Here is a 25,800-nt window from a genome sequence, read left to right as displayed (position 1 = left end):
GTGTCAGAGGGCCACGGCGGTCGCCTCGGTGGCCTTGACGCTGGTCCAGACGGGCGTTCCGTCGGCGAGGCCGAGTTCGGCCGCGGCCTGCGGGGTGATCTCGGCGACGAGGTCGGGCGCCTCGTCGGAGGTGATCAGCACGCGCAGCCGGCTTCCGCTCGCCGTGATCTCCCGTACGGTGCCCGGCCAGACGTTACGGGGGCTGCCACCCGGCCGCTCGCGGTGGACGGAGACCGCCTCGGGCGCGATGACGGCGAGCGCCTCCGTACCGGCCGGGAGCGTGTCGGCGACGACCAGGGTGCCGCCGGCTGCCAGCGCGAGGCCCTCGGCCGTCGCGGTGCCGGGCCAGGCGTTGCGGCCGAGCATCCGGGCGACCCAGGGGGAGCGCGGGTGGCGGCTGACCTCGGCCGGGGAGGCGTCCTGGAGGGCGCGGCCCTCGTCGAGCACGAGGACCCGGTCGGCGAGGGAGACGGCCTCGACTGGATCGTGGGTGACGATCAGGCAGACGCCGCCGAAGCCCTGGAGATGCGAGCGCAGGGTGTGGCGGACATGGGCCCGCGTGGTCTGGTCGAGGGCGGCGAGCGGCTCGTCGAGCACCAGGAGCCGGGGGCGCGCCGCGAGCGCCCGGGCGAGTGCCACGCGCTGGGCCTGGCCGCCGGACAGCTGCGCGGGGCGGCGGTGGGCGAGGTGCCCGACGCCGAGGCGGTCGAGCCACTGCTGCGCGGTGCGCCGTGCCTCCGCCCGGGGAACACCCTGGGCGCGCAGCCCGTAGGCGGTGTTGGCGAGCGCCGACAGGTGGGGGAAGAGGGCGCCGTCCTGGGGGACCCAGGCGACGCGGCGACGGTGCGGCGGAAGGCCGGTGACGTCGACGTCACCCAGGCGAAGGTCCGCGTGGGCGCGCGGGGTGAGGCCGAGGAGGGCGCGCAGGAGGGTCGTCTTGCCGGCGCCGTTGGGGCCCACGACGGCGATGGTGGTGCCGGGCTCCGCGTCCAGGGTGAGCCGGGTGAAGCCGGTGACCTCGGCGTGCAGCGCCCAGTCCTCCCGGGGAACGGAGGACTCGGCGCCGGCGGAGACGAAGGGGCCGTCGGGAAGGGCACGGGCCGAGAGGGGCCCGTCCGGCAGGGTCCCGTCCACCGGCCGCGGGGGCTGCTCCGCACGGCCCGACGGGGTGCCGGTCCAGCGCCCGCGCAGCGCGATCAGCACGGCCATGGCGATGACGAGCAGCAGCAGGGAGACGGAGGTCGCCGCCTCGGGCTCGTCCTGGAGCAGCAGATACACCTGGAGCGGCAGGGTCTGCGTGGTGCCGGGCAGGTTCCCGGCGAAGGTGATGGTGGCCCCGAACTCGCCGAGCGCCCGCGCCCACGTCAGGGCCGCGCCGGCGATCAGCCCGGGCGCCACCATCGGCAGGGTGACGGTGAGGAAGACCCGTACCGGCGAGGCACCGAGGGAGGCAGCCGTCTCCTCGTACCGCGGCCGCAGCCCGGCCAGCGCGCCTTCCAGGCTGATGACGAGGAACGGCATGGCGACGAAGGTCGCCGCGAGGACCGCGCCCGAGGTGTGGAAGGGGAACGTGATGCCGAAGGTGGACTCCAGCCAGGGGCCGAGCAGCCCGCGGCGGCCGAACGCGAGAAGCAGCGCCACACCGCCGACGGTGGGCGGCAGCACCATCGGCAGCAGTACGAGGGAGCGTACGAGGGCCTTGCCCGGGAACGACACCCGGGCCAGCAGCCAGGCCAGCGGGACTCCGAGGACCAGGGACAGGCCGAGCGACCAGAACGACACCACGAGGGAGAGGCGCAGCGCCTGCGTCGTCCCGGGTGAGCCGAGGTGGTCCGCCAGCTGACTCCACTGCGTCCGCGCGAGGATGCCGATCAGCGGCAGTACGAGGAAGGTCACGGCCAGCAGCGCGGGAATCGCCAGGGCGAGGGGCGCGCGGGCGCCCGGGGCGCGACGGCCGGTTCTCTTCATCGGTGGTCCCTGGGGGTCGGGTGGGGAATGAGGGAGGGGCTGTCCGTCCCCCCGGAACGGGCAGCCCCTCGGGGATCGCTCCGGCTACGGCTTCTGGAACCCGGCGTCCTGGAGGATCTTCTGGGCCTCCGGAGTGGACAGCCAGGCGACGAACGCGGCGGCGGCCTCGGCGTTCCTGGACTCCTTGAGCGTGGCCGCCGGGTATTCGGCGATCGCGTTCTGGGCGTCGGGGATCTCGACGGCGTCGACCTTGTCGGGGGCCGTCGCGGCGTCCGTCCTGTAGACGAGTCCGGCGTCGGCCTCACCGAGTTCGACCTTGCTCAGGACGGCGCGGACGTTCGGCTCCTGGGAGACCGGCTTCACCGTGATCTTCTGGGCGTCGAGGACCTGCTTGCTGTACTTGCCGGCCGGCACCTCGGGCGCGGCGAGCACGACCTTGAGCTTGGTGTCCGCGAGGTCCTTCAGCTCGTCGACCTTGTGCGGGTTGCCCTCGCCGGTGGCGATGACGAGCCGGTTCCTGGCGATCACGGTCGGGGTGCCGGTGTCCGCCTTCACCTTGGCCATGCTCTTGGTGTCGGCGGTGACCAGGGCGTCGGCGGGCGAGCCCTGCGCGACCTGGGCCACCAGCTCCTGCGAGCCCGCGAAGGAGAACGTGATCTTCGTGCCGGGGTGCGCCTTCTCGTACGCGGCGCCGGCCGTCTTGAACACGTTGGTCAGGGAGGCGGCGGCCAGGACCGTCAGGTCGGCCTTCGGGGCACCCGACGCGGACGTGGACCCCGAGGTCGAACCGCCGGTGGACTTCTTGGTGTCGTCGTTGCCGCAGGCGGTGAGAGGAACGAGCAGCGCGGCCGTCACGCCGGCGGCGGCGACACGGCGCCCGGTGAAGGTGCGGGACAGGGACATGCGGTGGGGCTCCTTGGGCGTGTGGTCGGCAGGACGCCGTCCGTCGCGGATGGTGACGAGCCGCGCCGGTGACGGACGCCGCCGCTCGGGAAATGCGTGAGGGGTCAGGTGCGGTCGATGTGCACGCTGGTCGACTTCACGCGGGCGGTGGCCTGCATGCCGACTTCCAGTCCCAGCTCGTCCACGGCCTCACGGGTGAGGAGCGAGACGAGCCGGTGCGGGCCCGCCTGGATCTCCACCTGCGCCGCGATGTCGCCGAGCTTGATCGCGGTGACGATGCCGGGGAAGGCGTTGCGCGCCGAGGTGTAGGACGCGTCTTCCTCGCCGCTGCCGCCCTGAGCGATCTCCACGGAGAAGGCGGCCAGATCCCGGCCGTCGATGAGTCGACGGCCGCTCTCGTCGCGGTGGGTCGAGACCCGGCCGGCGTCCGCCCAGCGGCGGGCGGTGTCCGGGCTGACGCCGAGCAGACGTGCCGCCTGCCCGATGGTGTAGGACTGCATAAGCGACACCGTAGAGCGATTGGCCTGGCAGCTGCAACAAGTCCGTAGGACTGTCCATGGCGAATGCGAGGTCGCATGGAGGAAAGGCCGAACGTCGGCGCGCTCAGTCGGTTCCGCAGGGCTCCGGGGCGGTGTCGGGCAGCCTGCAGGTGCCGATCCAGATCCTGGTGACGGTGCTGATGCAGCGCGCCCCGCACCGGTCGGAGGGCATGACCAGCTGCGTGCCGACCGCGTCCAGGTCGGTGTCGTCCATGCGCGTGGCGAGCAGCATGGGCGCGTTGCCGAAGTCGGCGTCGATCTCCGCCCAGGACAGCACCGTGTGGTGGCCGTCGCCCCCGTTCACGGCCAGCAGGAACCGGGAGCGCTCCTTGCGGCGCGCCGGGTCGAAGGCGGGCCGGGCACCGCTCACCACCTCGCGCAGGAGCGGACCCTCGAAGCGGTGGTGCTGCGGTCCGTTCGTGGCGCAGTCGAAGACCACGTCCGCCCGGTGTCCCTCCCACCCCTCGCGCAGCTCCGCCACGGAGAGCGTGACCGGCTCCGCGACGTCCCCGCACACGAGGGGCCGCGACGCCCCGCGGAGGGGCTGAGCCACCTCCGGCCCGCCTCCTTCGCCGTCGCGGAGCGCTCGGACGGTGAGGCCGTCGGGGTCGTCGGCATCGGAGGCGGGCACGACATCCAGGCCCGGCTCGCGGAGGTGTGGCCGCTGATCCACGCGTGCCGTCCGGACGCCGTCCTGCACTGCGGAGTGAGTGCTCCCGTGGCGGAGGCGGCCGGCCTTCCGGCGGCCGTCACCCAGGCCCGCTACGCACGGGCCGCGGCACGGGTCGCGTCCCCGCGGAGCGGCCGTGTCATGGCCGTCGACGAACTCTTCGGCCTGGACACCCTGCTGGCCGGCGTTCCCGCCGACGTGAAGGACGTGTACCGCACCAGGGTCCTGGGCCCGCTCCTGCCCGAGTGAGGGGTCCTCGAACGCCATGCTGCTCGAGACGCTGGAGGTGTTCCTGGCCCACGACGGGTCCTGGGCGAGGACGGCCAAAGCCCTCCATCTCCATGTGAACACGGTCCACTACCGCATCGAACGCATCGAGGCCCTGACGGGACGTGACCTGTCCCGCCTCGACCACAGACTCGACCTGCGGACCGCGCTGCTCTGCGGCTGAGGGCGGGCGGCCGGTCGTCAGCGCAGGTCGACATGGACGTTCGTCGACTTCACCCGCGCGGTCACCGTGACGCCGACGGAGAGGTCGAGTTCCTCGACGGACTCCCTCGTCACCAGCGACACGAGCCGGTGCGGACCGGACTGGATCTCCACCTGCGCGGCGACGTCGTCGAAGCGGACGGCGGTCACGATCCCCACGAACGAATTGCGCACGGACGTCGGCAGATCGTCCTCCGGCACCGCGTACAGGCCGGCGCCCCGTTCCTTGGCGAAAGCCGCGAGGCCGGCACCGTCGATGACCCGGTTTCCCGAACCGTCACGGTCCATGCGCAGCCGACCGCTGTCGGCCCACCGACGGACGGTCTCCGAACTCACTCCGAGCAGCCCCGCTGCCTGCCCAATGCTGTACGACGGCACACCCGCACTCTAGCCCGCGGCGGGTCAGCCGCCGTCGGGCGTGGAGTCCATGGAGCGCATGGTCTCGTCGGCCCGCTTCCTCATCTCCTCCGGTGCGACGTCCTCGATGTGCGTGGCGACGCTCCAGCGGTGGCCGAAGGGGTCCTCGAACTGCCCGGTCCGGTCGCCGTAGAACTCGTCCTTGACCGGCGACACCTCCGTGGCCCCGCCGGCGAGGGCGTCGGCGAAGACCGCGTCCACGTCCTCCACGTACACGTGCAGGGTGACGGGCGTGCCGCCCACCGCCTTGGGCGAGCGGAATCCGATGCCCGGGAACTCGTCCGCGAGCATGATCATCGAGTTGCCGAGCGCCAGCTCGGCGTGGCCGATCCTGCCGTCGGGGGCCGGCATCCTCATCCGCTCGTCCGCCCCGAGCACGGAGACGTAGAAGTCGATGGCCGCAGCGGCTCCGTCCACACAGAGGTACGGCGTGAGGCTCGGATAGTCCTCGGGAACGGGCTTCACACTCACTGGTCCTCCACCTTTCGCAGCGGAACGGTCACCGCCGACCGTCGCCTGCGACCACTGATATCCCGAACCCCGGGGCACCCGACCACGCCGCGCGGCGCCCTGCGACCGGATAGCCCGAAGGGCCGCCCGGGTCCAGGCGCACGGACGGGAAACGCGAGCAGGCGGCGCGCGAGATCGTCGGGGAGGCCGAGCGGCTGCTCACCGGCCCCTGGCCACCGCGGAGCTGAGAGGAATTCCCTTGTCCGCCCGATGATCACGGGTTAGTGTGCCCCGGCCCCGGCACCTGTCGGGCGGTCACAGCAGGTGGGGGACATGGCGGAGGACATCGACGCGCTGCCGAAGGGCGCGGGCATGTGGGGGCAGGTCGTAGCCGGTCTGTTGCTCGTACCGGCACTGGGGCTCGGCGCGTGGGCCCTGGGGGAGACGGCGGACACGGGCGGCGGTCCGCCACGGCCCGCCACGTGCTCGGACGGGGAGTCCGAGGAGACGCGTCGGGAGACCGCCGAGGCGCGCGGACGGCTCTCCGGCGACCAGCTCTGCGAAGCGTTGAACCGCCCCGATCTCGCCCGGCTCCTGGGCACGCCGGCGGAGAGGGCGACGTCCGCCCACGGCAGCGACGGCTCCCTCAAGCTCGCCGGCGCCGCCAGGGACATCGCCACGCCCACGTCCGAGGTCGAGTTCGCGACCTACACCGTCACGCTGGCGGCCACCTACGACGGCCGCCCGGTGGCCGGGTTCACCCCGTTCGGCGGGCACGGCGCCGAGGAGCGAACGGTCCTGGGACGCCCGGCGGTCCTCTACTCGGACCAGACCATCAGCATCCGTTTCCGCCTCGACGGGAGCGACGCCGAGACCGGTCCCGGCGTCCCGGCCCGCACCCTCACCGTGGCCCGGGACGCCAAGGACAGCGGCGGCTCCTACGAGGTGACCCTCTGGCGCCAGGACGGCGCGGAGCCGGACGACGCGGTACTGCTCCGCGTCGCCGAGACGGTCCTGCCGACGCTCCCGGGGTGGAGCCCCGCGAGCGCCGTACGGCAGTGACCGGAATCCGCTAGGCGACCGGGTCGCGCGGCTCGCGCCACATCGCCCACAGCACCGGCCCGCCGCCCGGGAGGCTCAGCTCCTCGCGCACGCGGAAGCCGAAGTGCTCGTAGAAGGGCAGGTTGTCCGGCTTGGACGACTCCAGGTAGGCGGGCTGCCCCGCCGCGTCGGCCTTGGCCAGCCCCGAGCGCAGCAGTGCGGCCCCGTGCCCCTGGCCCTGGGCGGCCGGGTCGGCGCCGATCAGCGCCAGGTACCAGTGCGGCTCCTGTGGCGTGTGCTGCGCGGCGGCCTCCACGGCGGCGCCGAACACGGGCGCCCGGTCACCGAGGATGTTCTGGAGCTCCTGGATCGTCTCCGCGTCGGGAACGGCCTTGGCCTGCGCCTCCGGCGGCACCCAGAAGGCGGCCGCCGCCGCGGTGCGCTCGCACACCGCGTGGTGGACGTACTGCCGGGTGAACAGGGTCGTGAAGTAGCGGCCGAGGGCCGCCTCGCGCGAGGTGTCGTCGGGGAAGAACCAACGCATCATCGGGTCGTCGTCGAAGGCGCGGGTCAACGCGCGACCGATCATCGGAGCGTCGTCGAGCGTTGCCGTCTGCGGAATGTTCGTTATCGACATACGGGTCATTCTGCTCCCCGATGATCTTGGACCGCGCAGCGGGGGTCCGGTTCGCCCGCTTCCGCTCCCGTCACGCCGGGGCCGCCTCCGGCTCGTCCGAGTCGAGGATCGAGGTCTCCAGCTTCCGGAGGAGGCGGGCGAGTTGCCGGCGCTCGGCGGGCGACATGGCGTCGAGCATCCGGCGTTCGTTGTCGAGGTGCTCGGCGAACACCGTGTCCACGGTGGCGAGGCCGTGCTCGGTGAGGCGGGAGTAGACGACCCTCCGGTCGTCCGCGTCCCGCTCGCGCACGATCAGACCGTCCTTCTCGAGCCGGTCGATCCGCAGGGTCACCCCCGCCGAGGAGACGAGGCCGGAGTCGGCGAGCTGCCCCGCCGTCAGCCGGTACGGCTCACCCGAGCGCCGCAGCGCCGTCAGTACGTCGAACCCGGCCACGGAGAGGCCGTGCCGCTCGATCGACGCGGTGATCCGGGTGTTGTAGCGGAGGAAGGTGCGGTGCAGCCGGGCGAGGACGTCGAGGGGGCTCGTGTCCAGCTCCGGACGTTCGCGTGCCCAGTCCTCCATCACCTTCGCCACCGCGTCGCGGCTCGCCGGCTTCGATGCAGCCATGTTCCATCCCCTCGTACGGCTCCGGCCGGCGTCCCCTCCGGCATCTCACAGCACTGAGAATCTTACCGCTCAGGCATTCGAGCCCGGGGGCGGCGGGACGCCGACGGCCCGCCGGCGGTGGCGTTTCGCCACCCGCCGGCGGGCCGTACGGCGTGCGGTGTCAGCGGTTGAGCTCCTCCAGCGTCCGGCCCTTGGTCTCGACCGCGAACCAGGCGATCACGGCACCGACCAGGGCCATGGCAGCGAGCTGGGCGAAGACCAGGGACAGGCTGCCGCCCGCGCCGATGATCGTGCCGACGACGACCGGCCCCAGGATGACGCCGAGCCGGTTCCACAGACCGCCGAACGCCGCGCCCTTGGCCCGGTTGGCCGTCGGGTACAGCTCGGGGGAGTAGAGGTAGAGGCCCGCGTTGATCGCGTAAAGGAAGAAGGTCGTGCAGGAGGCGAAGACGGCGACCTGGCCGCCCGACGTCGCGCCCGCCAGGGCCAGCACGCCCAGCGAGAGCGCGCCCCCGACGAGCGCGGCCATCAGCGCCGGCCGGCGGCCGATGCGGTCGATCAGCATGGCGACGAGGAACGTACCGAGCAGGCCCGTCACATTGCTCAGCAGCGTGTAGACGAGGGCCGTGGTCAGATCCAGGCCGAACTGCTTGGTGTAGAGCGACGGCAGCCAGGTGGAGATGCCGTGGTTGACGTAGTACGCGACGAACCACAGCCCGGAGAGGACGGCCGTACGGCGCAGGTAGCGACCCCGGAACAGGTCGCGCAGCCGGCCGGCCCGTGCGACGTCCTCGGGGACCCCGGCGGCCGGTGCCGGCAGCGGCGCGGCGGTGGCGCGGGCGACTTCCGCCTCGATCCGGGCGATGGCCGCCTCGGCCTCCTGGGTGCGGCCGCGGGCCAGGAGCCAGCGCGGGGACTCCTCGACGTGGCGGGGCAGCGCGGCGGCGATCAGGACCGGGAGGGTTCCGATGACGAACATGGCGCGCCAGCCGAGGTTGGGGACGACCCAGACGGCGACCAGCGTCGCCGCGGCGAGGCCGGCCGGGAAGATCATCTCGTAGAGCAGTACGAAGCGGCCGCGCTTGTCGGAACGGGCGATCTCGTTGATGTACGTCGCGGCGACGGGGACCACTCCGCCGATGCCGAGGCCCTGGACGAACCGGAAGAGCGAGAAGGTCTCGATGGAGCCGGAGAAGGCGACGGCGAGGCTGGCGAGCCCGGTGACGGCGACACCGAGGGCGACCGTGCGCACCCGGCCGATCCGGTCGCCCAGCCACCCGGCGGCGAGGGCGCCGAGAAGCATGCCGATCGAGGCGGCGGTCACGGCGAAGGTGGCCTGCCCCGTGGTCAGGTTCCACTCCTTCATCAGGACGGGCAGTGCGGAGGCGGCCAACAGCTGGTCGAACGCCTCGAAGAAGGTGACGGCGCCGATCAGGAAGCGCACCTTGACGTGCCAGCGCGAGTGCGGCAGTCGTTCGAGTCGCGCGGCTATCGAGCCGAGGGCCTGCTTGCCGGCCACAGTCGTCATGGAGGGGTCCTTCCGCGAACAGAGAAGTTGCGGAGACAGTAGGTTCAGCTATCTAAGCGGTCAATGGTTAAGGGCTTAGTAATCTGGAACCCGCCGGCTCGACATACATCCTTTCGGTGGGCCCACTCCACGCTCAAGACCTGTTGGGCAACGATTTCGAGCCGGAGGTCTTGCCCCGAGATAGTTAAGCGCTTAGATTTCAAGCACTTCGAGAACTGCATCGCCAGGAGGTTCCCCCGTGCCCCACCACCCCACCGACATCCTGATCGCGGGCCAGTGGCGGCGCGGTGCCGGCGAACCGCTCGACACCGTCGACCCGGCCACCGGGCGTCTCCTCGCCACCGTGCACTCCGCCTCCGCCGAGGAGGTCGCCGAGGCCGCGGAGGCCGCCGCCGAGGCCGCGGCCGACCCACGGTGGCGGGAGCTGCTCCCGCACGAGCGCGCCCGTCTCCTGCACCGGATCGCCGCGCTCACCGAGGAGGCGGCCGACGAGCTGGCGGCGCTGCAGACCGCCGACACCGGCAAGACCCTCACCGAGACCCGCGCCCTCGCCCTCAGCGCGGCGGGCACGTTCCGCTACATCGCCGCCGCCCTGGAGACCGCCGAGGACTCCCTCACCCCCTCCCGTGGCGCGTACGTCACGATGAGCGTGCACGAGCCCATCGGGGTCGTCGGGGCGATCAACCCCTGGAACTCGCCCATCGCCAGCGACGCCCAGAAGATCGCGCCCGCCCTCGCCGCGGGCAACGCGGTCCTCCTCAAGCCGGCCGCCTGGACGCCCCTGGTCTCCCTCGCCTTCGGCAGGCTGATCACACGTGCCCTGGAGGAGTTCGGCCTGCCCACGGCGCTGCTCTCCGTGCTGCCCGGCAGCGGCCGGGTGGTCGGCGACGCCCTCGTACGCCATCCCCTCGTGGCGCGCGTCGGATTCACCGGAGGCACCGCGACGGGCCGGTCGATCGCCGCCGTCGCGGCGGAGAAGCTGATTCCCGCCTCGCTGGAGCTGGGCGGAAAGTCTCCGACGATCGTCCGGGTCGACGCCGACGCCGAACAGGCCCTGGCCGGTGTGCTGTTCGGGATCTTCTCCTCCAGTGGCCAGTCCTGCATCGCCGGCTCACGGCTCTTCGTCGCCCGGGAGATCTACGACTCCTTCGTCGGAGAACTCGTCGAACGTGTCCGGAAACTGCGGGTCGGCCCCGGAACCGACCCCGCCACCCAGGTCGGCCCCCTCGTGCACCACCGCCACCGCGACGCCGTCGCCGCCTACGTCGACCTCGCCCGGTCCGAGGGCGGACGGGTCCTGTGCGGCGGATCGGCGCCGGAGGGAGAGCGGTACCGGGACGGTGCGTACTACCTGCCGACCGTTCTCGACGGCCTGCCGAACTCCTCCCGCACCTGCCAGGAGGAGATCTTCGGCCCGGTCCTGGTGGCCCTTCCCTACGAGGACGAGGACGACCTGGTCCGCCAGGCCAACGACTCCGTCTACGGCCTCGCCTGCGGCATCTGGACCCGGGACGCGCGCGCCGCGTGGCGGCTCGCCCGCCGGATCGACGCGGGGACCGTCTGGATCAACACGTACAAGCAGTTCAGCGCCTCCACGCCGTTCAGCGGCTGGAAGGAGAGCGGCCTCGGCACGGAGAAGGGCCGCGACGCGATCCGCGCCCACCAGCGCCAGAAGTCCCTGTACTGGGGCACCTCCGACGCACCCCTTCCCTGGGCCGGCTGACCCGGCACGCCCCGCGCCGCCCGCCCGGCGCCGCCCGCCCCCGGGTCCGCCCCCGCCCCGGGTCCGCCCCCGCGCCGCCCGCCCGCCCCGGCACGCCCGCCCGTCTGGAGAGACCTATGCACCCCTCACCGCCCGGCCCGATCGCCCGGCTCCGCTCGCTGCGCTACGTCGAGCTGCACACCCCCGCCTTCACCGAGGCCGCCGACTTCTACGAGGAGGTGTGGGGGCTCGAGACCGTCGAGTCCGACAGCGGTGCGCGCTGGCTGCGCGGCACCGGCGACGAGCACCACGTCCTGCACCTCACCGAGCGCGAGCGCGTGGGACTCGGCCGGCTCGCCTTCGCCGTCGCCACCCCCGCCGAGGTCGACGAGGCCGCCCGTCGCCTCGAAGCACGTGGCATCGCCCCCGTCTTCGGCCCCGGCCCCCTCGACCAGGCGGGCGGCGGCTACGGCCTGCGGTTCACCGACCCCGAGCGGCGACTCGTCGAGATCAGCGCCCAGGTCGAGGCCGTCGCCCCGCGCGGCCGGGACGGCGCGGTGCCCGTCGGGGTCACGCACGCCGTGCTGAACACCACCGACATCGACGCCGCCGTCGCCTTCTACCGCGACGTCCTCGGCCTGCGCGTCTCGGACTGGTCCGAGCACCAGATGGCGTTCCTGCGCTGCGACGCGGACCACCACTGCATCGCCTTCAACCAGGCCGAGTGGACCTCGCTGAACCATGTCGCGTACGAGATGAGCTCGGTCGACCACTTCATGCGGGGCCTCGGGCGGCTGCGCCACCACGGCATCACCCCGCAGTGGGGCCCCGGACGGCACGGCCCCGGCAACAACACCTTCTCCTACTTCACCGATCCGTCCGGTCTCGTCTGCGAGTACACCTCCGAGGTCGCGCAGATCGTCGAGGACACCTGGATCGCCCGCGTCTGGCGGCGGGTGCCGGAGCTCTCCGACCTCTGGGGCACGGCCGGCCCGCCCTCGAAGGAGATCCGCTGCCACATGGCGGGCACGCCGGACCCCGGCCCGCTCGCGCCCGTCGACGCCCGGAAGGACACCGCATGAGCACCGCACGCGTACGCAAGGTCGGGGTGGTCGGCTGGGGAGCGATCGGCCGGATCGTGGGCACCGCCCTCGCCGAGGGGCGGGTGGACGGCGCTGCCCTGGTGTGCGTCGTCGACAACCGACCGCTCGGCGATACGGCACCCGCCCCGCAGGTCCCCTTCGAGGAGGCGCTCGGCCTCTGCGACCTCGTCGTGGAGGCCGCGGGCCAGGGCGTCGTACGGGAGTGGGGCGAGCGCGTGCTCGCCTCCGGCACCGACCTGCTGATCGCCTCCAGCGGGGCCATGACCGACGACGAGCTCGCCGAGCGGCTGCTCGCGGCGGGGCCGGGGCGGGTCTACTTCACGGGCGGCGCCGTCGGCGGACTCGACCTGCTCCAGGCGGCCCGCGCGCTCGGCCCGCTGGACGAGGTCCACCTGACCACCACCAAGCTGCCGTCGACCCTCGAACAGCCGTGGATGGACGAGGAGTTGCTGACCCTCATGCGGACGGCGACCGGACCGGTCGAGGTCATGGCCGGGACCGCTCGCGAGGTTCCGGTGAAGTTCCCCAAGTCGACGAACGTGGCCGCGTCGGTCGCGCTGGCGGTCGGCGACCTGGACGCTGTGCGGGTCCGGGTCGTCGCCGATCCGGCCGCGCACCACACCCGGCACGTGATCGAGGCGTCCGGCCCGCACGGCGCTTACCGCTTCGAGGTCGCGCATGTGCCGGACGCGGACAACCCCGCCACCAGCGGGGTCGTGCCGTACGCGGTGCTCCGCAGCCTCGCGGCGCTCGCCGGGCGGACGGGACAGATCCTGTGACCGCCCGCGCCGAGGTCCGGGGCGACGCCCGCGCGGAGCGCGGTGTGCGAGCGGACGTCCATGTCGAGGAAGCCGGCGAGCGCGGTCCGCTGCTGCTGTGCCTGCACGGCATCGGATCGTCCTCTGCCGCCTTCGCTCCGCAGCTCGCCGAACTCTCCCCGTACGTACGGGTGGTCGCCTGGGACGCCCCCGGCTACGCCGCCTCTCCCGACCCCGAAGCCCCCCTCACCCTCGACGACTTCGCCGACGCGGCCGCCGCCGTCATCCGTGAGCGCGCCACGAGCGCACACGTCCTCGGCGTCTCCTGGGGCGGGGTGATCGCCCTGCGGCTCGCCACCCGCCATCCCGAACTCGTCGACTCCCTCGTCGTCGCCGACTCCAGCCCCGGCTCGGGCACGGACGCCACGAAGGCCGCGGGCATGCGGGCCCGCGCCGGCGAGCTGGCCGAACTCGGCCCGCGCGCCTTCGCCGAGGCCCGAGGGCCGCGCCTGGTGTCGCCCGGCGCCCCGGACGCGCTGGTCCGGCGGGTCGTCGACACCATGGCCGCCTCGGTACGGCTGCCGGGCTACGCCTACGCCGCCGAATCCATGGCCGCCGCCGATCTCCGCGCCGAACTGCCCTCGATCGCCGCGCCCTCCCTCGTCCTCTGCGGCGACCAGGACACGGTCACCGGCGTCGAGGCGAGCCAGGAGATCGCCGGGACCCTCCGCAGGACCGCCTTCGTGATCGTCAAGGACGCCGGTCACCTGGCCAACCAGGAGCAGCCGGGCCGCTTCAACGCCTGGCTCCTCTCCCACCTCCGTATCACCGCACGTATCCCCGAACAGGAGTTGTCACCATGCCTCTGACCACCACCGCGTACGACAACGGCGACGACCTCGCCGCGTACACCGACTCCCTCATCGCCACCAAGGCGTCCCGTGTGGCGGACTTCGACACCCTCTCCTTCCAGGAGAAGGCCGGTCCGCAGTACCGCCGCGGTCAGATCCGCTACGTCGGCTCGGGCGCCACCGGCAACCACGAGGGCGACAGCCGCATCATCCCGTCCGGCGGCTTCACCTTCTCCAACATGCTGCTGCCGCCCGGCGCGGAGGGCCCCGCCCACACCCACCACGACGTCGAGGAGGCCTTCTTCGTCCTGGAGGGCGAGGTCAAGGTCGGCATCCACCGCGGCCCGGACGAGGCCGAGTACCGCACCCTCGGCTACCGCGACATGATCGTCGTACCGGCCGGTGTGACCCGCTCGCTGAAGAACGAGGGCGACACCGACGCCCTGTTCTGCGTCGTCATAGGGACACAGAAGCCGCGGGTGCCGTCGTACCCCGAGTACTCCCCGATGCACGGGGTCACCCGTGACTGACCTCCGGGTCGTCGTCGTCACCGGGGCGGGCCGTGGCCTGGGACTGGCCATGGCCCGCCGGGCCGGCGCCGACGGCTTCCGGGTCGTCGTCGCCGAGCTGGACGCGGACCGGGGTGAGCGCGCCGCCGCCGAGCTCCGCGCGGAGGGCGCCGACGCCCACTTCGTACGGTGTGACGTCGCCGACCCGGCGTCGGTGGACGCGCTGGCGACCGCCGTGCGCGCCCTCGGCCCGCTGTACGGCCTGGTCAACAACGCGGCGCTCGCCAACGGGGTGGGCGGAAGCGAGTTCCAGGACATCGACGTCGAGGTGTGGGACCGGCTGATGACGGTCAACGCCCGCGGCCCCTGGCTGGTGTCGAGGGCGCTCCACCCGCTCTTCGCCACTCCCGGACGGATCGTCAACATCGCCTCGGACGCCGCTCTTTACGGCTCTCCCCGCCTGGCCCACTACATCGCGTCCAAGGGGGCGGTCATCGCCCTCACCCGGGCGATGGCACGCGAGCTCGGCGACAGGGGAATCACCGTGAACGCGATCGCCCCCGGGCTGACCGAGGGCGAGGCGACCGAGACCGTGCCCGCCGAGCGCCACGACCTCTACCGCGCGAACCGGGCCGTCACCCGCCCGCAGCAGGCGGAGGACATCACCGGGATCGTCTCCTTCCTGCTCGGCGAGGAGTCCCGCTATCTGACCGGACAGGTGATCGCCGTCAACGGCGGCTTCACCATGAACTGAGCTGTAGGAGTCACGCGTTATGGATCTGGGCCTCGCCGACCGCACCATCGTGGTCACCGGCGGCAGCTCGGGTGTCGGCCTGGCCACGGTCCGCGCCCTGCTCGACGAAGGCGCCCGTGTCGCCACCTGCGGCCGCGACGCCGAACGGCTGAAGAACGTGGCCGACACTCTCGGCGCCGGACACGACCGGCTGCTGACCGGGGTCTGCGACGTACGGGACGCCGACGCAGTGGACGCGTTCGTCCGGGGCACCGCCGAGGAGTTCGGCGGCGTCGACGGGCTCGTCAACAACGCCGGGCAGTCCCGGATGAAGGGGCTCGACGAGGCGACGGCCGAGGACTGGCGCGACGAACTGGAACTCAAGTTCGCCGGGGTCCTCAACCCGCTGCACGCCGCCCGCCCCCATCTCGCCGCCTCCGACGCGGCGAGCGTCGTCAACGTCAACGCCGTTCTCGCCAAGCAGCCCGAGACCCGGCTGATCACCACCAGCGCCGCCCGCGCCGGAATCCTGAACCTCTCCAAGTCCCTGTCGGTCGAACTCGCGGCCGACGGCATCAGGGTCAACTCGGTCTGCCTGGGCCTCGTCGACACCGGCCAGTGGACCCGCCGGTACGCCGCCGCGGGCTCCGGCCTCAGTTACGAGGGGTGGCAGGCGGAGCTCGCCGCGGACCGCGGGATCGCGCTCGGCCGGCTCGGCCGGGCCGAGGAGGTCGCGTACGCGATCGTCGCGCTGCTCTCGCCCCGCGCCTCGTACATCACCGGCACCAGCATCGACGTCTGCGGCGGCGTCGGCCGCTCCATCCTCTGAGGAGACACCATGCGTCACGACAACGGAGGCGATCTCCTCGTCGCCGTCCTGCGCGAACTCGGCATCGACACCGTCTTCGGCATCGTCAGCGTGCACAACCTGCCGCTGGTCGAGGCCGTCGACCGCGACCTGCGGTTCGTGCCCGTACGCCACGAGGCGTCAGCCGTGAACGCGGCGGACGCCTACGGGCGGGCGCGCGGCTCGATCGGCTGCGCGCTCACCTCCACCGGCACCGGTGCGGGCAACGCCGCGGGCTCGCTCGTCGAGTCGCTCAGCGCGGGCAGCTCGGTCCTGCACGTCACGGGCCAGGTGGAGAGCGAATTCCTCGGCAGCGGACGGGGGTTCATCCACGAGACCAAGGACCAGCTGGGCATGCTGACCGCCGTTTCGTCGTACGCGGCAAGCGTCCCCGACACGGAACAGGCGGGACGGATCCTGCGCGAGGCGGCGCGCGCGGCGCTGTCCACGCCGGGCGGGCCGGCGAGCGTCGAGTGGCCGATCGACCTCCAGTACGCGGCCCAGACCGATGCCCCGTGCACCTTCCCCGCGCCCGTCCTCCCGACCCCCACGGACGGTGAACTGGACTCGGCCGGCGCCCTGCTGGCCTCCGCACGCCGCCCGGTGATCTGGGCCGGTGGCGGCGCGGTCCGCGCCCGCCGTGAGCTGACCCGCCTCCTCGACGCGACCGGCGCGGCCCTCGTCACCTCCAACTCCGGGCGCGGCACGGTCCCCGAGGACGACGAGCGGGTCATCGGCAACTTCGCCACCACGCCGGTCGTCCGGGCCCTGCTCGCGGACGCGGACGTCCTCCTCACCGTCGGCACGCACTTCCGGTCCAACGAGACCGCCGACTACACGCTCGAACTGCCCACGGCACACATCCAGATCGACGCCGACGCGGCCGCTCTCGGCCGGGTCCACCCCGTCACCCACCCCCTGCACGGCGACGCGGGCGCCGTCCTCGACGGGCTGCTCCCGCACGCCCGGCCGGCCGAGGACGGCTGGAGCGCACGCGCCGCCACCGTACGCGCCGACGTGCGGGCCGCCCTGCACGACGCCATCGGCCCCCAGGCCGCGATCTGCGACGCCCTGCGGGCCGCCCTGCCCCGCGAGGCGGTCGTCGCCCGCGACGTCACGATCCCGTCGAGCAGCTGGGGCAACCGCCTCCTGGAGATCTACGACCCCCGGGACAACGTCTTCCCGCGCGGCGGCGGGATCGGACAGGGCCTCGGGATGGGCATCGGCGCGGCACTCGCCCGTCCCGACGCACCCACCGTCGTGATCGCCGGCGACGGCGGACTCGCCGTCCACCTCGGCGAACTCCTCACGCTCGCCCAGGAGCGGCCGCGCCTCACGCTCCTCGTCTTCAACGACGGCGGCTACGGCGTCCTGCGCAACATGCAGGACCGGTACGCCGAGCGCCGCTCCGGCGTCGACCTGGTCACCCCCGACTTCGCCGCGCTGGCCCGCGCCTGCCATCTGCCGTACCTGCGCATCGCGGCCGAGGAAGAGGCGGAGCCGGTGATCGCGCGGGCCGTGGCCGGCGACGGACCGGTGCTCGTCGAGGTCGACCTCACGGCGCTCGGTCCCATGAAGAACCCGTTCACCCCGCCCGTACGGATCCCGGGCCAGTAGGCCCCTTCCCCCAAGACAGTCAGGAGGCAGCAGATCATGAGCGAGAATTCGCTGCGGCTGGTCGTCCACCGTATGACGTGGGAGGCGGACGGCGTCCTCTCCGTCGAGCTCGTCCACCCGGACGGAAAGCCGCTGCCCGCGTGGACGCCGGGCGCCCATGTCGACGTGCACGTCGGAGGATTCGTACGGCAGTACAGCCTGTGCGGCGACCCGCGGTCGGCCGGCGTCTACCGGATCGGCGTCCTCGACGAGCCCGCGTCCCGCGGCGGTTCACGCCATGTGCACACAGCGCTCCGCCCCGGCCAGCAGATCACCGTCTCCGAACCGCGCAACCACTTCGCCCTGGAGGACGCCGGGCGCTACCTCTTCGTCGCCGGCGGCATCGGCATCACCCCGCTGCTCGCCATGGCGAGGGAGGCGGAGCGCCGCGGCGCCCGGTGGCGGCTCGTCCACGGTGGTCGCACCCGTGCCTCCATGGCCTTCACCGCCGAGCTCGCGGCGCTGGACGGCGGCGCCCTCACCCTCGTACCCCAGGACGAGGCCGGGCACATCGACCTCGACGCGGCGCTCGCCGGTCTGGACGAGGACACGCTCGTCTACGCCTGCGGCCCCGGGCCGCTCCTGGCCGCCGTCGAGGAGCGGTGTCCGCCCGAACGGCTGCGGCTGGAACGGTTCTCCGCCCCGGTGGTCGAGCGCGGGGGAGAGGACGAGGGCTTCGAGGTCGAGTGCCGCGCCTCCGGACTGACGCTCGACGTCGGGCCCGGTACCTCGATCCTCGACGCCGCCGAGGCCGCGGGTCTCGCCGTACAGAGCTCGTGCCGGGACGGCATCTGCGGCTCCTGCGAGACCCGGGTGATCGAGGGCGTCCCCGACCACCGCGACTTCCTCCTGAGCGAGGCCGAACACGCCGCGAACGCCGCGATGATGATCTGCGTCTCGCGGTGCGCCTCCGGCCGGCTCGTCCTCGACCTCTGACCTTCCTCCGCCCGAACCCCCTGGAGACACCATGACCGACTCCTGGCCGTACCTGGAGATCCACCAGAGCCGTACGCGTGAGCCGAGCCCGTACGAGTACAAGCTGGCCGCCACGCTCGAGGAGGTCTTCACGAACGAAGGCCACGAACTGCCCGACGTCGTCCGCGGGCTCAACACCCGCAAGGTCCACGCCCCGGACGGGCAGCCGTGGACCGAGTCCTCCTTCCGCGCCGAGATGCACCGACTGGGAGCCTGACCATGACGCTGTCCACGACCGCTTCCGCGGACCACATCTACGCCCACGGCCTGCGCAACCAGTGGCACCCCGTCGTCCCCTCGGACTTCGTCGCCCCCGGCGCGATGCGCAAGGTCACCGCCCTCGGCGAGCAGTGGCTCCTGTTCCGCCGCTCCGACGGCACCCTCGCCATGCTCGCGGACCGCTGCCCGCACCGCGGCGCGCCGCTCTCCCTCGGCAAACACCTCGGCGACCGGGTGGCCTGCTGGTACCACGGCGTCGAGGTGGAGACGGACGGCACCGTCTCGTCCGTGCCCGGTCTGCCGGGCTGCAACCTGGAGGGCAGGAAGCTGGTCACCTCGCTCCCGGTGCGCGAGGTGGTGGGCGCGGTGCTCGCCTACTTCGGCGACGAGGAGCATCCCGAGCCGGTGCCGCTGGAGCTCCCCGACCCGCTCGTCGACCCGCAGACGGACGCCTTCCTCTGCTACGCGGAGTGGGACGTGCCGTGGCGGTACGCGGTGGAGAACCTGCTCGACCCGATGCACGGCGCCTTTCTGCACCACGAGTCCCACACCATGTTCGACGGTGACACCACGGCCAAGTTCCGCATCCGGGAGACCGACCGCGGCTACTTCTTCGAGAAGACGGACCAGCGGGGCGTCAACTTCGACTGGGTGGAGCTGTGCCGCACCGGTGTGGACTGGGTGGACCTGTCCATCCCGTACCCACCCTCGGCGGGCCCCGGCGGCCCGTTCGGCATCGTCGGCATGGTCTGCCCGGTGGACGCCGAACGCACCGGCGTCTTCTTCTGGCGCTACCGGACGGTCCAGGACTGGCAGCGCGACTCCTGGCGCTTCCTCTACCGGACGCTGATCGAGAAGCGGCACTGGGAGGTCCTGGAACAGGACCGCGTGATGCTCGAAGGCATGCCCGCCGACGCCGACCAGCGGGAGAACCTGTACCAGCACGACCTCGGTGTGGTGCGCCTGCGCCGGCTGTACCGCGCGGGGGCCGAGTCCCAGTCCTCGGCGGAGGTCTGACGACGCATCGGGCTAGCGGGTCTCCGGCTGGGCGTCCCGTGGCGCCGCGAAACGCTCCACGGGAGTCGAGGCGAAGAGGTTGAGGCCGAGCACCCGGGACAGATGGCGTGCCGCGCGCTGACCGCGCACGCTGTTGCCCGCCGAGTCGAGCGGAGGGGAGAAGGAGGCCAGGGCGCACTTCCCCGGCGCCACGGCGACGATGCCGCCCGACACGCCGCTCTTGCCGGGCATGCCGATGTCGTACAGCCAGTCGCCCGACCGTTCGTACAGCCCGGAGGCCGCCATTGCCGCCAGTGCCCGGCGGCAGGTGCCGGGCGTCACGACCTGGACGCCCGTCAGCGGGTTCATCCCGCCGCCGGCGAGGGTGGCGCCCATGACGGCCAGGTCCCGTGCGGTCACCTTCAGGGAGCACTGGCGGGTGTAGAGGTCGGTGGTCTCCAGCGGGTCGAAGGCCAGCCGGCCGTAGCTCTCCAGCAGACGGGCGATGCCGCGGTTGCGCTGGTTGACCGCCGCCTCCGACTCGTACACCGTGACGTCGAGTTCGAGCCGCCGCCCCGCGAACGCGGACAGGCCGTCCTGGAGGAACGTCCACTTGGCCGGCGGGTCGGCACCGGGCACCAGGCTGGTGGTCACCAGGGCGCCCGCGTTGACCATCGGGTTCATGGGGGATCCGGCGTTCAGCTCCAGTGCCATGACGGAGTCGAAGGGCAGCCCCGTGTTGTTCGCCCCCACGGCCTCCCACACACCGAGGTGGCCGAGCTCCTCGCAGACGAGCGCGAAGACGAAGACCTTCGAGACCGACTGGATGGAGAAGAACCGGTCGGCGCAGCCGGCCGTGTGCACCCGGCCGCTCGTGTCGGCGACACTCAGCGCGAACCACGAGGGGTCCGCCTCCGAGAGCGCCGGAATGTAGTCGGCCACCCGTCCCTCCGTCGACGGAAGGTAGCGGGCGTGCGTCTCCCGCAGCAGCGCGTCCACCACGTGCGCCTCCGGCAGGAACCCGGTCGAGACCGCCGCCCGGCCGATCTCGTCACCGAACTCCGTGTCGCTCCGCTCCAACTCGGGCGGCACCGGCTCTCCGGGAGGGCGGGGAGGGTCGCCGGGGGTTCCTGGGTCGCCGTTGCGCATGCACGTCACTCTCCCCGCGCTCCACAGGGGCTCCGCGCGTCCGCGCGCCTGATGCCCTCGTCCGAATGTGAGCATATGGTGCGAAGTGACTGGTTTGGCGACAAAGGAGATGATCATGTCCGAGCTCATCGTTATCGGCTACGACGACCCTGCCGTCGCGAAGAAGGCCTTCAAGGCCGTGCAGGAGCTCAAGAACAACCACGTCGTCGAACTCAACGGGCTCGCCGTCGTCTCGGTCGACCAGGACGGTGAGACCCACGTCGACACGCCCGCCAAGACCGAGAAGGTGGCCGTCTCCGCCACCGCGGGGGCGCTGTGGGGCATGGTGTTCGGGATCCTCATCCTCACCCCCGGCATCGGCGTCGTCGGCGCCGCGCTCGGGGGACTCATCGGCAAGCTGAACCAGATGGGTGTCGACAAGGACTTCCGCAGCAAGGTCGACTCGCTGCTCCAGCCCGGCTCGGCGGCGGTGGTGATCCTGGCCTCGAAGATCACCGAGGACAAGTTCGCCGCCGCCATGCAGTCCTTCGGCGGGACCGTTCTCAAGACGTCGCTCTCGGAGAAGGACGAGCAGGCCTTCGTGGAGCAGCTGGCCGGCGCGTAGGCCCTTTCGCGACGGGGCGGCCCGGCGGCCCCGTCGCGACACCTGCCCGGTGCGCGGCCCCCGGGCCGGAGCCCTGCCGTCCGCTCCGCCCCGCTGCCACAATCCGCTGCATCTTCACCGCCGAACGAAGGGAGGATCGACACGCCACGCCGTCAGACGCCTGACCAGTTTCGTCAGATCAGTCCGTCGCTTCGCGGACGTCCTCTCCCTGCTCGGCGAACGCCTTGAAGTCCCGCATGTGCTGTTGCGACTGCTTGCGGAAGGCGCCGGGCATCAGAAGTCCCACCGTCTTCATCAGAAAGCCGCTGAACCGGTATTCGTTCTCGCTCTCCCAGAGCGTCGTTTCCGGGCCGGCTTCCGTCAGCCGGTCGCGCACGGCGCTCCACATGCCCTCGCCCACGATCTCGCGGTCGAAGTGAACGACGCTCGTTCTCGGGATCTCGCGCAAGTCCGCCGGTTCCCGGCGTGTGATGGTCTCGGTGCACTCGATCTCCCGCTGACCCATCTGCATCACGACGCGCGACGTGGTGCCGAGCTGCCCGTGCTCCCCGCTCAGCGGCTCGTGCCGCACCAGGCCCCGCAGCCATTTCGGCAGGTGTGCCGGGTCGGCGAGCAGCTGGATCACCTTCTCCCGCGGCAGGGCGATCTCGATGGAGACGGTGTATTTCATCTCTTCCTTCCAGGACAGCGGCGACCATGGGGCATCGCGGCCTCGACGTCGAACCCGGCCGTCACATCGGCCCATGAGGCGTTCGCCTGTTCCGTCGGCAGCGGAGGGAGCGCACCTCGGAGTGCCGGGCACCTGTGGCTCAGTAGCGGAGGGCGGCGGCGATCCGGCCCGAGCCGGACAGCGTCCCGTCCGGGACGAAGCGCACCGCCGCTCCGGTCGCGAGCGCCTGCTCGACGATCTCGTCCACGATGTCGTCCCGCGAGTCGAGGTCGGAGGGGTCGGCCGGTTCGAGGTGGTCGCCGTAGTCGCGGACGACCGTCCGGAAGTGCTCCTCCACGGCCAGCAGACGGACCCGGCCCTCCTTCGCGGCCACCCAGACCTCGTCGAGGCCCCCGGCGAACTCGCGGCGGCCCTGCGCCGCGTCCAGCTCGGAGACCACGGCGGCCGTGTCGGCCGCCTCTCTCGCCGTACGAAGCGGCTCCAGCGCCTTCCACACGTCCGCCGCCGGGCCGGAGGCCAGGCCGCTGCTCCGGACGGTCGTCGTGTCCTTGCCGAGCTGCCCGAGGTCCTCCAGAAGGGCGATCGCCGCCGCCTCACCGAGCACGTACAGGGGGCGCGGGGAGGAGCTGAGCACGACGCGCATCGCCTCGTGCGCCTCGCGCAGGAATTGGCGGGTCCGCTCGTCCTGGAACGTGCTCGGCAGGTCCCCGATGCGCTCCTTGCGCTCGGCGTCGGGGTCCTCCAGGCTCCGCGTCCGCGGGAAGCCGTCCGAGGTGTGCTCACGCACGCGCTCCGCGTCGCCGTTCCAGAGGGCGACCCGGTCGGCGGCCACGGTCAGCGCCCAGAAGGGCTGCTCGGCGGCCTGGGCGGCGACGAGATTGCGGGTGAGGAAGGTGTCGGCGACGACGACGCGCTCGGGAACCGTCCGGGCCACCGTCCACACCAGGTGCTCCCCGGGGGCCGCGTAGATCACGAGACCGTCCTCGGCGCGGGCGAGGTCGATCTCGGCGAGGGCCTGCTCCAGCTGGCTCAGCACGTCCAGCCGCCGCTCACGGGTCACCGCCGGGTCGTTCTCGATCATCGTTCCGGCCCGGGCCACGAGATTGCGGAGCCGGACGGGGTCCTGGGCGTTGTCGGGCTCCCGGCGGTGGGTCGGCATGACCAGCGACACGGCCGGATACGGGCGCGGCTGACGCAGCTTCGCGAGCAGTTCGGTGCTGAGCGCAGGATGCATGGGAGCAGGCCTTTCGGGTGCGATCGCACGGGCGGGGGCGGGGCCGCGACGCGCGAGCTCTCCTGGGAGTCCGGCCCATCCGAAAGCACGATATGCCCGGACATACGTGTCGGCGCGTCGTGCGATCGCGAGCTGCCCCACCGGGGTGCGGCGGGAGGCTCCGTTCGGGCCTGCCGAACTGCGCCGGCGTGTGTGAGACGCCAGGCTGGGAGGTCGAGACCGTGAAGGAGCGTGACCAGCGTGGCCCGGAACCGCCGTCTGATCCTGAGCTCACCGTCCGAGGTCTGGCGCCTCCTGTCCGACGGCCGCCGCTACGGGGAGTGGGTGACGGGCACCCAGGAGGTCCTCGCCGCGGACCCCCACTGGCCGGACGTGGGCGCCCGCCTGAAGGTCCGCGTCGGCGCCGGGCCGCTGACCCTCGACGACACCTGTGTGGTCCGCATCTGCGAACCGGAACGACGCCTCGAACTGGAGGCGAAGGCCGATCCCTTCGGCGCGGCCCGCATCGCCATGCACCTGACGCCCTGGGGCGAGAACACCCTCTTCACCCTCGACTGGCACCCCCTCCGCGGCCCGGGCACCCGGATGCACGGACTCCCGGTGGACTACGTCGTCGCGGTCCGCAACGGCATGATGCTGACGAAACTGGCCCAGATCGCGGTCCGCGAACACACGGCGAGTGTCCGGGCGTGACGACGGCGATCGGGGGTACTCGCGGTTCCACACGCAGGACACGACGGCCCTGACGCTCGCAGCCGGTGGTGCGCGACCACGTCGGCGTATCGCGGGCATCCGCGCCTCGCGGCGCCGGACCACTCGAAGGCCAACCCGCCACAGGCGCGGGACGGAGAGAGGCGATGGACGCAACCCCAGCCACGGCCCGCTCGCGGGATGACGCTCTGCCCGCCGACCACACACAGGCGATCCTGGAGGCCACGAAACTCGTGGGCTCCCTCCTGAAGGCGTCCGGTCGCCCCTTCGCGCTGGTCGGCAGCGTCGCGGTCTACGCGCACGGCGTTCCCCTCGCGCTCCAGCACGACACCGACTTCGCCGTACGCCGCGAGGACGCCGAGGATGTCGTGAAGGCGCTGGCGGACCACGAGGTCGAGATCGTCGAGCCGCCCGAGGACTGGCTGGTGAAGGCCCGTACCAAGGGCGAGGAGATCGACCTCATCTTCGCGCTCGCCAACCGGCCGGTCACCACCGAGCTCCTCGAACGCGCCGAGTCGCTGCCTGTGGACTCCGTGCACATGCCCGTCCTCGCCCCCACCGATCTCCTCAGCAGCCGCCTGGCGGCGCTGTCGGAGCACCACTGCGACTTCGGCGCCCTGCTGCCCGTCGCCCGCGGGCTGCGGGAGCGCGTGGACTGGGCGCGGCTGCGCGCGGAGCACGGCGCGGAGCCCATGCCGGACGCCTTCCTGTACCTGCTGGAACGGCTCGGCGTGATCTCGAAGGAGGGTGAGGCGCCATGAACGGACGCGACGCCGGCGAGTACCGCATCGCCCGCCTGCGGGAGCGGCTGGCGAGCGGGGGCATGGCCGAACTCGGCGTACGGATCGAGATGCGCGGCGAGTCCGTACTGCTGTTCGGCACCCTGCCGACCGCGGACCACCGGGAAGAGATCCTGCGGATCGCCGTGGCCGAGCTGGGCGACCTGCCCGTCCTCGTCGACCTGGGCGTCGCGAGCTCCGATCCTCCCGAGGGCCACGAGGACCTGCCGTGAGCGCCCCCGTCGACCGCGCGGACCCCGGGGCCGGCCCCGTCGTACGCGTGGCCGCGGTGGGTGACATCCACCTCGGTCACGACTCCCGCGGACTGCTCCGCCCCTCCTTCGCGACGCTCCCGGACCGCGCGGACCTCCTGCTCCTGGCGGGCGACCTGACCCGCCACGGAACCGTCGCCGAGGCCGAGGTGGTGGCCGGCGAGGTCGCCGACGTGGGTGTCCCCGTGGTCGCGGTGCTCGGCAACCACGACCACCACTCAGGGGAGGAGGCGGAGGTGTCCCGCGTCCTCGCGGACGCCGGCGTCGCCGTCCTGGAAGGCACGACCACCGTCCTGTCGCTGCACGGGGAGCGGACCGGCGTCGCCGGGACGAAGGGATTCTGCGGCGGGTTCGCCGGCCGCAGCGCCGGTGAGTTCGGGGAGCAGGAGATGAAGGACTTCGTACGCGTCACCCGGCGCAGCGCGGACAGCCTGCGGCGCGCGCTCACCGAGCTGGCCGACGACGGCTGCGCGCTCCGGATCGCGCTGACGCACTTCGCGCCCGTGCCGGACACCCTGGCGGGGGAGCCTCGCGAGATCTATCCCTTCCTCGGCAGCTACCTCCTCGCGGAGGCGATGGACGAGGCCGGTGCCGACCTCGCGGTCCACGGCCATGCGCACCTCGGGACCGAACACGGCATGACGGCGGGCGGCATCAGGGTCCGTAACGTCGCCCAGCCCGTGATCGGCAAGGCCTACGCGCTCTACCACCTGCCGCTCACCCCCACCGCGAAGGCTGCGTGACCGGTACGCCGGTCGCGTGACCGGCGTACCGGCCCCGCAC

The 25,800-nt window shown here is 72.5% G+C and carries 31 protein-coding genes; 19 read left to right on the top strand and 12 right to left on the bottom strand.

Going from position 1 to position 25,800, the window contains the following annotated elements; translation table 11 throughout:
* Window positions 1-3: 3 nt before the first annotated feature.
* The 4 genes from ACZ3OF_RS13785 to ACZ3OF_RS13770 all read right to left on the bottom strand — a co-directional run bounded on the left by ACZ3OF_RS13785 (window position 4) and on the right by ACZ3OF_RS13770 (window position 3,963).
* The gene (locus ACZ3OF_RS13785; RefSeq protein ID WP_467304629.1) at window positions 4-1,968 is read right to left on the bottom strand and encodes an ABC transporter permease; all 1,965 of its coding nucleotides are present in this window, start codon (window positions 1,966-1,968) and stop codon (window positions 4-6) included.
* 84 nt (window positions 1,969-2,052) lie between these two features.
* Entirely contained in the window at window positions 2,053-2,871 is an 819-nt protein-coding gene (modA, locus tag ACZ3OF_RS13780; protein WP_361673191.1) for a molybdate ABC transporter substrate-binding protein, read from the bottom strand.
* A gap of 104 nt (window positions 2,872-2,975) precedes the next feature.
* Entirely contained in the window at window positions 2,976-3,371 is a 396-nt protein-coding gene (locus ACZ3OF_RS13775; RefSeq protein ID WP_361673194.1) for a TOBE domain-containing protein, read from the bottom strand.
* 103 nt (window positions 3,372-3,474) lie between these two features.
* Entirely contained in the window at window positions 3,475-3,963 is a 489-nt protein-coding gene (locus tag ACZ3OF_RS13770) for a molybdopterin-binding protein (protein ID WP_467304626.1), read from the bottom strand.
* Here ACZ3OF_RS13770 and ACZ3OF_RS13765 point away from each other — a divergent pair.
* Window positions 3,859-4,329 carry a hypothetical protein gene (locus ACZ3OF_RS13765; RefSeq protein ID WP_467304989.1) on the top strand — a complete coding sequence of 157 codons (471 nt, stop codon included), beginning with the start codon at window positions 3,859-3,861 and terminating at the stop codon, window positions 4,327-4,329. The genes ACZ3OF_RS13770 and ACZ3OF_RS13765 overlap by 105 nt on opposite strands.
* A 16-nt stretch (window positions 4,330-4,345) precedes the next feature.
* The gene (locus tag ACZ3OF_RS13760; RefSeq protein ID WP_467304624.1) at window positions 4,346-4,531 is read left to right on the top strand and encodes a PucR family transcriptional regulator; all 186 of its coding nucleotides are present in this window, start codon (window positions 4,346-4,348) and stop codon (window positions 4,529-4,531) included.
* A gap of 17 nt (window positions 4,532-4,548) precedes the next feature.
* On the opposite strand, the gene ACZ3OF_RS13755 is transcribed toward ACZ3OF_RS13760, so the two are convergent.
* Together ACZ3OF_RS13755 and ACZ3OF_RS13750 are read right to left on the bottom strand one after the other, a co-directional pair.
* Window positions 4,549-4,947: a TOBE domain-containing protein gene (locus ACZ3OF_RS13755; protein WP_361673198.1), complete on the bottom strand. Its 399-nt coding sequence runs from the start codon at window positions 4,945-4,947 to the stop codon at window positions 4,549-4,551.
* A 24-nt stretch (window positions 4,948-4,971) separates the two neighbouring features.
* On the bottom strand, window positions 4,972-5,457 hold the full coding sequence (locus tag ACZ3OF_RS13750) for a VOC family protein (protein WP_361673201.1): 486 nt from the start codon (window positions 5,455-5,457) through the stop codon (window positions 4,972-4,974).
* 312 nt (window positions 5,458-5,769) lie between these two features.
* On the opposite strand from ACZ3OF_RS13750, the gene ACZ3OF_RS13745 reads away from it, so the two are divergent.
* Window positions 5,770-6,498, top strand: coding sequence for a DUF6215 domain-containing protein (locus ACZ3OF_RS13745; protein ID WP_467304621.1), 729 nt, complete (start codon window positions 5,770-5,772; stop codon window positions 6,496-6,498).
* Window positions 6,499-6,508: 10 nt separating this feature from the next.
* Here ACZ3OF_RS13745 and ACZ3OF_RS13740 read toward each other — a convergent pair whose 3' ends face one another.
* The 3 genes from ACZ3OF_RS13740 to ACZ3OF_RS13730 all read right to left on the bottom strand — a co-directional run bounded on the left by ACZ3OF_RS13740 (window position 6,509) and on the right by ACZ3OF_RS13730 (window position 9,249).
* The gene (locus tag ACZ3OF_RS13740; RefSeq protein ID WP_467304619.1) at window positions 6,509-7,123 is read right to left on the bottom strand and encodes a GNAT family N-acetyltransferase; all 615 of its coding nucleotides are present in this window, start codon (window positions 7,121-7,123) and stop codon (window positions 6,509-6,511) included.
* 61 nt (window positions 7,124-7,184) lie between these two features.
* On the bottom strand, window positions 7,185-7,721 hold the full coding sequence (locus tag ACZ3OF_RS13735; protein WP_361673208.1) for a MarR family winged helix-turn-helix transcriptional regulator: 537 nt from the start codon (window positions 7,719-7,721) through the stop codon (window positions 7,185-7,187).
* A gap of 160 nt (window positions 7,722-7,881) precedes the next feature.
* Window positions 7,882-9,249 carry an MFS transporter gene (locus tag ACZ3OF_RS13730; RefSeq protein WP_467304617.1) on the bottom strand — a complete coding sequence of 456 codons (1,368 nt, stop codon included), beginning with the start codon at window positions 9,247-9,249 and terminating at the stop codon, window positions 7,882-7,884.
* Between the two features lie 238 nt (window positions 9,250-9,487).
* On the opposite strand from ACZ3OF_RS13730, the gene ACZ3OF_RS13725 reads away from it, so the two are divergent.
* From ACZ3OF_RS13725 to ACZ3OF_RS13675, 11 genes are all read left to right on the top strand, one after another.
* Window positions 9,488-10,972, top strand: a complete 1,485-nt coding sequence (locus ACZ3OF_RS13725) for an aldehyde dehydrogenase family protein (protein ID WP_467304615.1) — start codon at window positions 9,488-9,490, stop codon at window positions 10,970-10,972.
* A gap of 116 nt (window positions 10,973-11,088) precedes the next feature.
* On the top strand, window positions 11,089-12,033 hold the full coding sequence (locus tag ACZ3OF_RS13720; RefSeq protein WP_467304613.1) for a VOC family protein: 945 nt from the start codon (window positions 11,089-11,091) through the stop codon (window positions 12,031-12,033).
* Window positions 12,030-12,833 (top strand): aspartate dehydrogenase domain-containing protein, encoded by an 804-nt coding sequence (locus ACZ3OF_RS13715; protein WP_361673216.1) that lies wholly within the window; start codon window positions 12,030-12,032, stop codon window positions 12,831-12,833. The genes ACZ3OF_RS13720 and ACZ3OF_RS13715 overlap by 4 nt, the downstream gene beginning before the upstream one ends.
* A complete protein-coding gene (locus tag ACZ3OF_RS13710; protein WP_467304610.1) occupies window positions 12,830-13,681 on the top strand; it encodes an alpha/beta fold hydrolase in 852 nt (283 codons plus the stop codon). The genes ACZ3OF_RS13715 and ACZ3OF_RS13710 overlap by 4 nt, the downstream gene beginning before the upstream one ends.
* The gene (locus ACZ3OF_RS13705; RefSeq protein ID WP_467304608.1) at window positions 13,672-14,193 is read left to right on the top strand and encodes a cupin domain-containing protein; all 522 of its coding nucleotides are present in this window, start codon (window positions 13,672-13,674) and stop codon (window positions 14,191-14,193) included. The genes ACZ3OF_RS13710 and ACZ3OF_RS13705 overlap by 10 nt, the downstream gene beginning before the upstream one ends.
* Entirely contained in the window at window positions 14,186-14,926 is a 741-nt protein-coding gene (locus tag ACZ3OF_RS13700) for an SDR family oxidoreductase (RefSeq protein ID WP_361673220.1), read from the top strand. Before ACZ3OF_RS13705 ends, ACZ3OF_RS13700 begins: the two co-directional genes overlap by 8 nt.
* Before the next feature lie 19 nt (window positions 14,927-14,945).
* On the top strand, window positions 14,946-15,734 hold the full coding sequence (locus ACZ3OF_RS13695) for an SDR family oxidoreductase (protein ID WP_361673222.1): 789 nt from the start codon (window positions 14,946-14,948) through the stop codon (window positions 15,732-15,734).
* 9 nt (window positions 15,735-15,743) lie between these two features.
* Complete coding sequence (locus ACZ3OF_RS13690) at window positions 15,744-17,369, top strand: thiamine pyrophosphate-binding protein (protein ID WP_361673225.1); 1,626 nt, start codon at window positions 15,744-15,746, stop codon at window positions 17,367-17,369.
* 36 nt (window positions 17,370-17,405) lie between these two features.
* Window positions 17,406-18,344 carry a PDR/VanB family oxidoreductase gene (locus ACZ3OF_RS13685; RefSeq protein ID WP_361673228.1) on the top strand — a complete coding sequence of 313 codons (939 nt, stop codon included), beginning with the start codon at window positions 17,406-17,408 and terminating at the stop codon, window positions 18,342-18,344.
* 31 nt (window positions 18,345-18,375) lie between these two features.
* On the top strand, window positions 18,376-18,600 hold the full coding sequence (locus ACZ3OF_RS13680; RefSeq protein WP_361673230.1) for a recombinase-like helix-turn-helix domain-containing protein: 225 nt from the start codon (window positions 18,376-18,378) through the stop codon (window positions 18,598-18,600).
* 2 nt (window positions 18,601-18,602) lie between these two features.
* Window positions 18,603-19,619 carry a Rieske 2Fe-2S domain-containing protein gene (locus ACZ3OF_RS13675; RefSeq protein ID WP_467304605.1) on the top strand — a complete coding sequence of 339 codons (1,017 nt, stop codon included), beginning with the start codon at window positions 18,603-18,605 and terminating at the stop codon, window positions 19,617-19,619.
* Window positions 19,620-19,631: 12 nt separating this feature from the next.
* Here ACZ3OF_RS13675 and glsA read toward each other — a convergent pair whose 3' ends face one another.
* Entirely contained in the window at window positions 19,632-20,747 is a 1,116-nt protein-coding gene (gene glsA, locus ACZ3OF_RS13670) for a glutaminase A (protein ID WP_361673235.1), read from the bottom strand.
* A 115-nt stretch (window positions 20,748-20,862) separates the two neighbouring features.
* On the opposite strand from glsA, the gene ACZ3OF_RS13665 reads away from it, so the two are divergent.
* The gene (locus tag ACZ3OF_RS13665; protein WP_361673237.1) at window positions 20,863-21,351 is read left to right on the top strand and encodes a DUF1269 domain-containing protein; all 489 of its coding nucleotides are present in this window, start codon (window positions 20,863-20,865) and stop codon (window positions 21,349-21,351) included.
* A gap of 178 nt (window positions 21,352-21,529) precedes the next feature.
* Here the strand turns inward: ACZ3OF_RS13665 and ACZ3OF_RS13660 are convergent, their stop codons facing one another.
* Together ACZ3OF_RS13660 and ACZ3OF_RS13655 are read right to left on the bottom strand one after the other, a co-directional pair.
* On the bottom strand, window positions 21,530-22,096 hold the full coding sequence (locus tag ACZ3OF_RS13660; RefSeq protein ID WP_467304604.1) for an SRPBCC family protein: 567 nt from the start codon (window positions 22,094-22,096) through the stop codon (window positions 21,530-21,532).
* Window positions 22,097-22,160: 64 nt separating this feature from the next.
* Window positions 22,161-23,255: a baeRF3 domain-containing protein gene (locus tag ACZ3OF_RS13655; RefSeq protein ID WP_361673243.1), complete on the bottom strand. Its 1,095-nt coding sequence runs from the start codon at window positions 23,253-23,255 to the stop codon at window positions 22,161-22,163.
* Window positions 23,256-23,495: 240 nt separating this feature from the next.
* Between ACZ3OF_RS13655 and ACZ3OF_RS13650 the strand changes: the two genes are divergently transcribed.
* The 4 genes from ACZ3OF_RS13650 (at window position 23,496) to ACZ3OF_RS13635 (ending at window position 25,760) form a co-directional block, all read left to right on the top strand.
* The gene (locus ACZ3OF_RS13650) at window positions 23,496-23,948 is read left to right on the top strand and encodes an SRPBCC family protein (RefSeq protein WP_361673246.1); all 453 of its coding nucleotides are present in this window, start codon (window positions 23,496-23,498) and stop codon (window positions 23,946-23,948) included.
* A gap of 164 nt (window positions 23,949-24,112) precedes the next feature.
* A complete protein-coding gene (locus ACZ3OF_RS13645) occupies window positions 24,113-24,727 on the top strand; it encodes a nucleotidyltransferase family protein (protein WP_467304600.1) in 615 nt (204 codons plus the stop codon).
* A complete protein-coding gene (locus tag ACZ3OF_RS13640; protein ID WP_361673251.1) occupies window positions 24,724-24,978 on the top strand; it encodes a hypothetical protein in 255 nt (84 codons plus the stop codon). The genes ACZ3OF_RS13645 and ACZ3OF_RS13640 overlap by 4 nt, the downstream gene beginning before the upstream one ends.
* Window positions 24,975-25,760, top strand: coding sequence for a metallophosphoesterase family protein (locus ACZ3OF_RS13635; RefSeq protein WP_361673254.1), 786 nt, complete (start codon window positions 24,975-24,977; stop codon window positions 25,758-25,760). Before ACZ3OF_RS13640 ends, ACZ3OF_RS13635 begins: the two co-directional genes overlap by 4 nt.
* The last annotated feature ends 40 nt before the right edge of the window (window positions 25,761-25,800 follow it).

It is taken from the genome of Streptomyces sp. NPDC022552 (assembly GCF_055561875.1).
This window is presented reverse-complemented; position numbering and strand designations above follow the sequence as displayed.

Coding starts and splice junctions, on each gene's coding strand:
- ACZ3OF_RS13785 (WP_467304629.1), bottom strand. CDS start 1,968: ATGAAGAGAACCGGCCGTCGCGCCCCGGGCGCCCGCGCGCCCCTCGCC.
- modA (WP_361673191.1), bottom strand. CDS start 2,871: ATGTCCCTGTCCCGCACCTTCACCGGGCGCCGTGTCGCCGCCGCCGGC.
- ACZ3OF_RS13775 (WP_361673194.1), bottom strand. CDS start 3,371: ATGCAGTCCTACACCATCGGGCAGGCGGCACGTCTGCTCGGCGTCAGC.
- ACZ3OF_RS13760 (WP_467304624.1), top strand. CDS start 4,346: ATGCTGCTCGAGACGCTGGAGGTGTTCCTGGCCCACGACGGGTCCTGG.
- ACZ3OF_RS13745 (WP_467304621.1), top strand. CDS start 5,770: ATGGCGGAGGACATCGACGCGCTGCCGAAGGGCGCGGGCATGTGGGGG.
- ACZ3OF_RS13740 (WP_467304619.1), bottom strand. CDS start 7,123: ATGACCCGTATGTCGATAACGAACATTCCGCAGACGGCAACGCTCGAC.
- ACZ3OF_RS13735 (WP_361673208.1), bottom strand. CDS start 7,721: ATGGCTGCATCGAAGCCGGCGAGCCGCGACGCGGTGGCGAAGGTGATG.
- ACZ3OF_RS13730 (WP_467304617.1), bottom strand. CDS start 9,249: ATGACGACTGTGGCCGGCAAGCAGGCCCTCGGCTCGATAGCCGCGCGA.
- ACZ3OF_RS13720 (WP_467304613.1), top strand. CDS start 11,089: ATGCACCCCTCACCGCCCGGCCCGATCGCCCGGCTCCGCTCGCTGCGC.
- ACZ3OF_RS13715 (WP_361673216.1), top strand. CDS start 12,030: ATGAGCACCGCACGCGTACGCAAGGTCGGGGTGGTCGGCTGGGGAGCG.
- ACZ3OF_RS13705 (WP_467304608.1), top strand. CDS start 13,672: ATGCCTCTGACCACCACCGCGTACGACAACGGCGACGACCTCGCCGCG.
- ACZ3OF_RS13695 (WP_361673222.1), top strand. CDS start 14,946: ATGGATCTGGGCCTCGCCGACCGCACCATCGTGGTCACCGGCGGCAGC.
- ACZ3OF_RS13690 (WP_361673225.1), top strand. CDS start 15,744: ATGCGTCACGACAACGGAGGCGATCTCCTCGTCGCCGTCCTGCGCGAA.
- ACZ3OF_RS13685 (WP_361673228.1), top strand. CDS start 17,406: ATGAGCGAGAATTCGCTGCGGCTGGTCGTCCACCGTATGACGTGGGAG.
- ACZ3OF_RS13680 (WP_361673230.1), top strand. CDS start 18,376: ATGACCGACTCCTGGCCGTACCTGGAGATCCACCAGAGCCGTACGCGT.
- ACZ3OF_RS13675 (WP_467304605.1), top strand. CDS start 18,603: ATGACGCTGTCCACGACCGCTTCCGCGGACCACATCTACGCCCACGGC.
- glsA (WP_361673235.1), bottom strand. CDS start 20,747: ATGCGCAACGGCGACCCAGGAACCCCCGGCGACCCTCCCCGCCCTCCC.
- ACZ3OF_RS13665 (WP_361673237.1), top strand. CDS start 20,863: ATGTCCGAGCTCATCGTTATCGGCTACGACGACCCTGCCGTCGCGAAG.
- ACZ3OF_RS13660 (WP_467304604.1), bottom strand. CDS start 22,096: ATGGGCCGATGTGACGGCCGGGTTCGACGTCGAGGCCGCGATGCCCCA.
- ACZ3OF_RS13655 (WP_361673243.1), bottom strand. CDS start 23,255: ATGCATCCTGCGCTCAGCACCGAACTGCTCGCGAAGCTGCGTCAGCCG.
- ACZ3OF_RS13645 (WP_467304600.1), top strand. CDS start 24,113: ATGGACGCAACCCCAGCCACGGCCCGCTCGCGGGATGACGCTCTGCCC.
- ACZ3OF_RS13640 (WP_361673251.1), top strand. CDS start 24,724: ATGAACGGACGCGACGCCGGCGAGTACCGCATCGCCCGCCTGCGGGAG.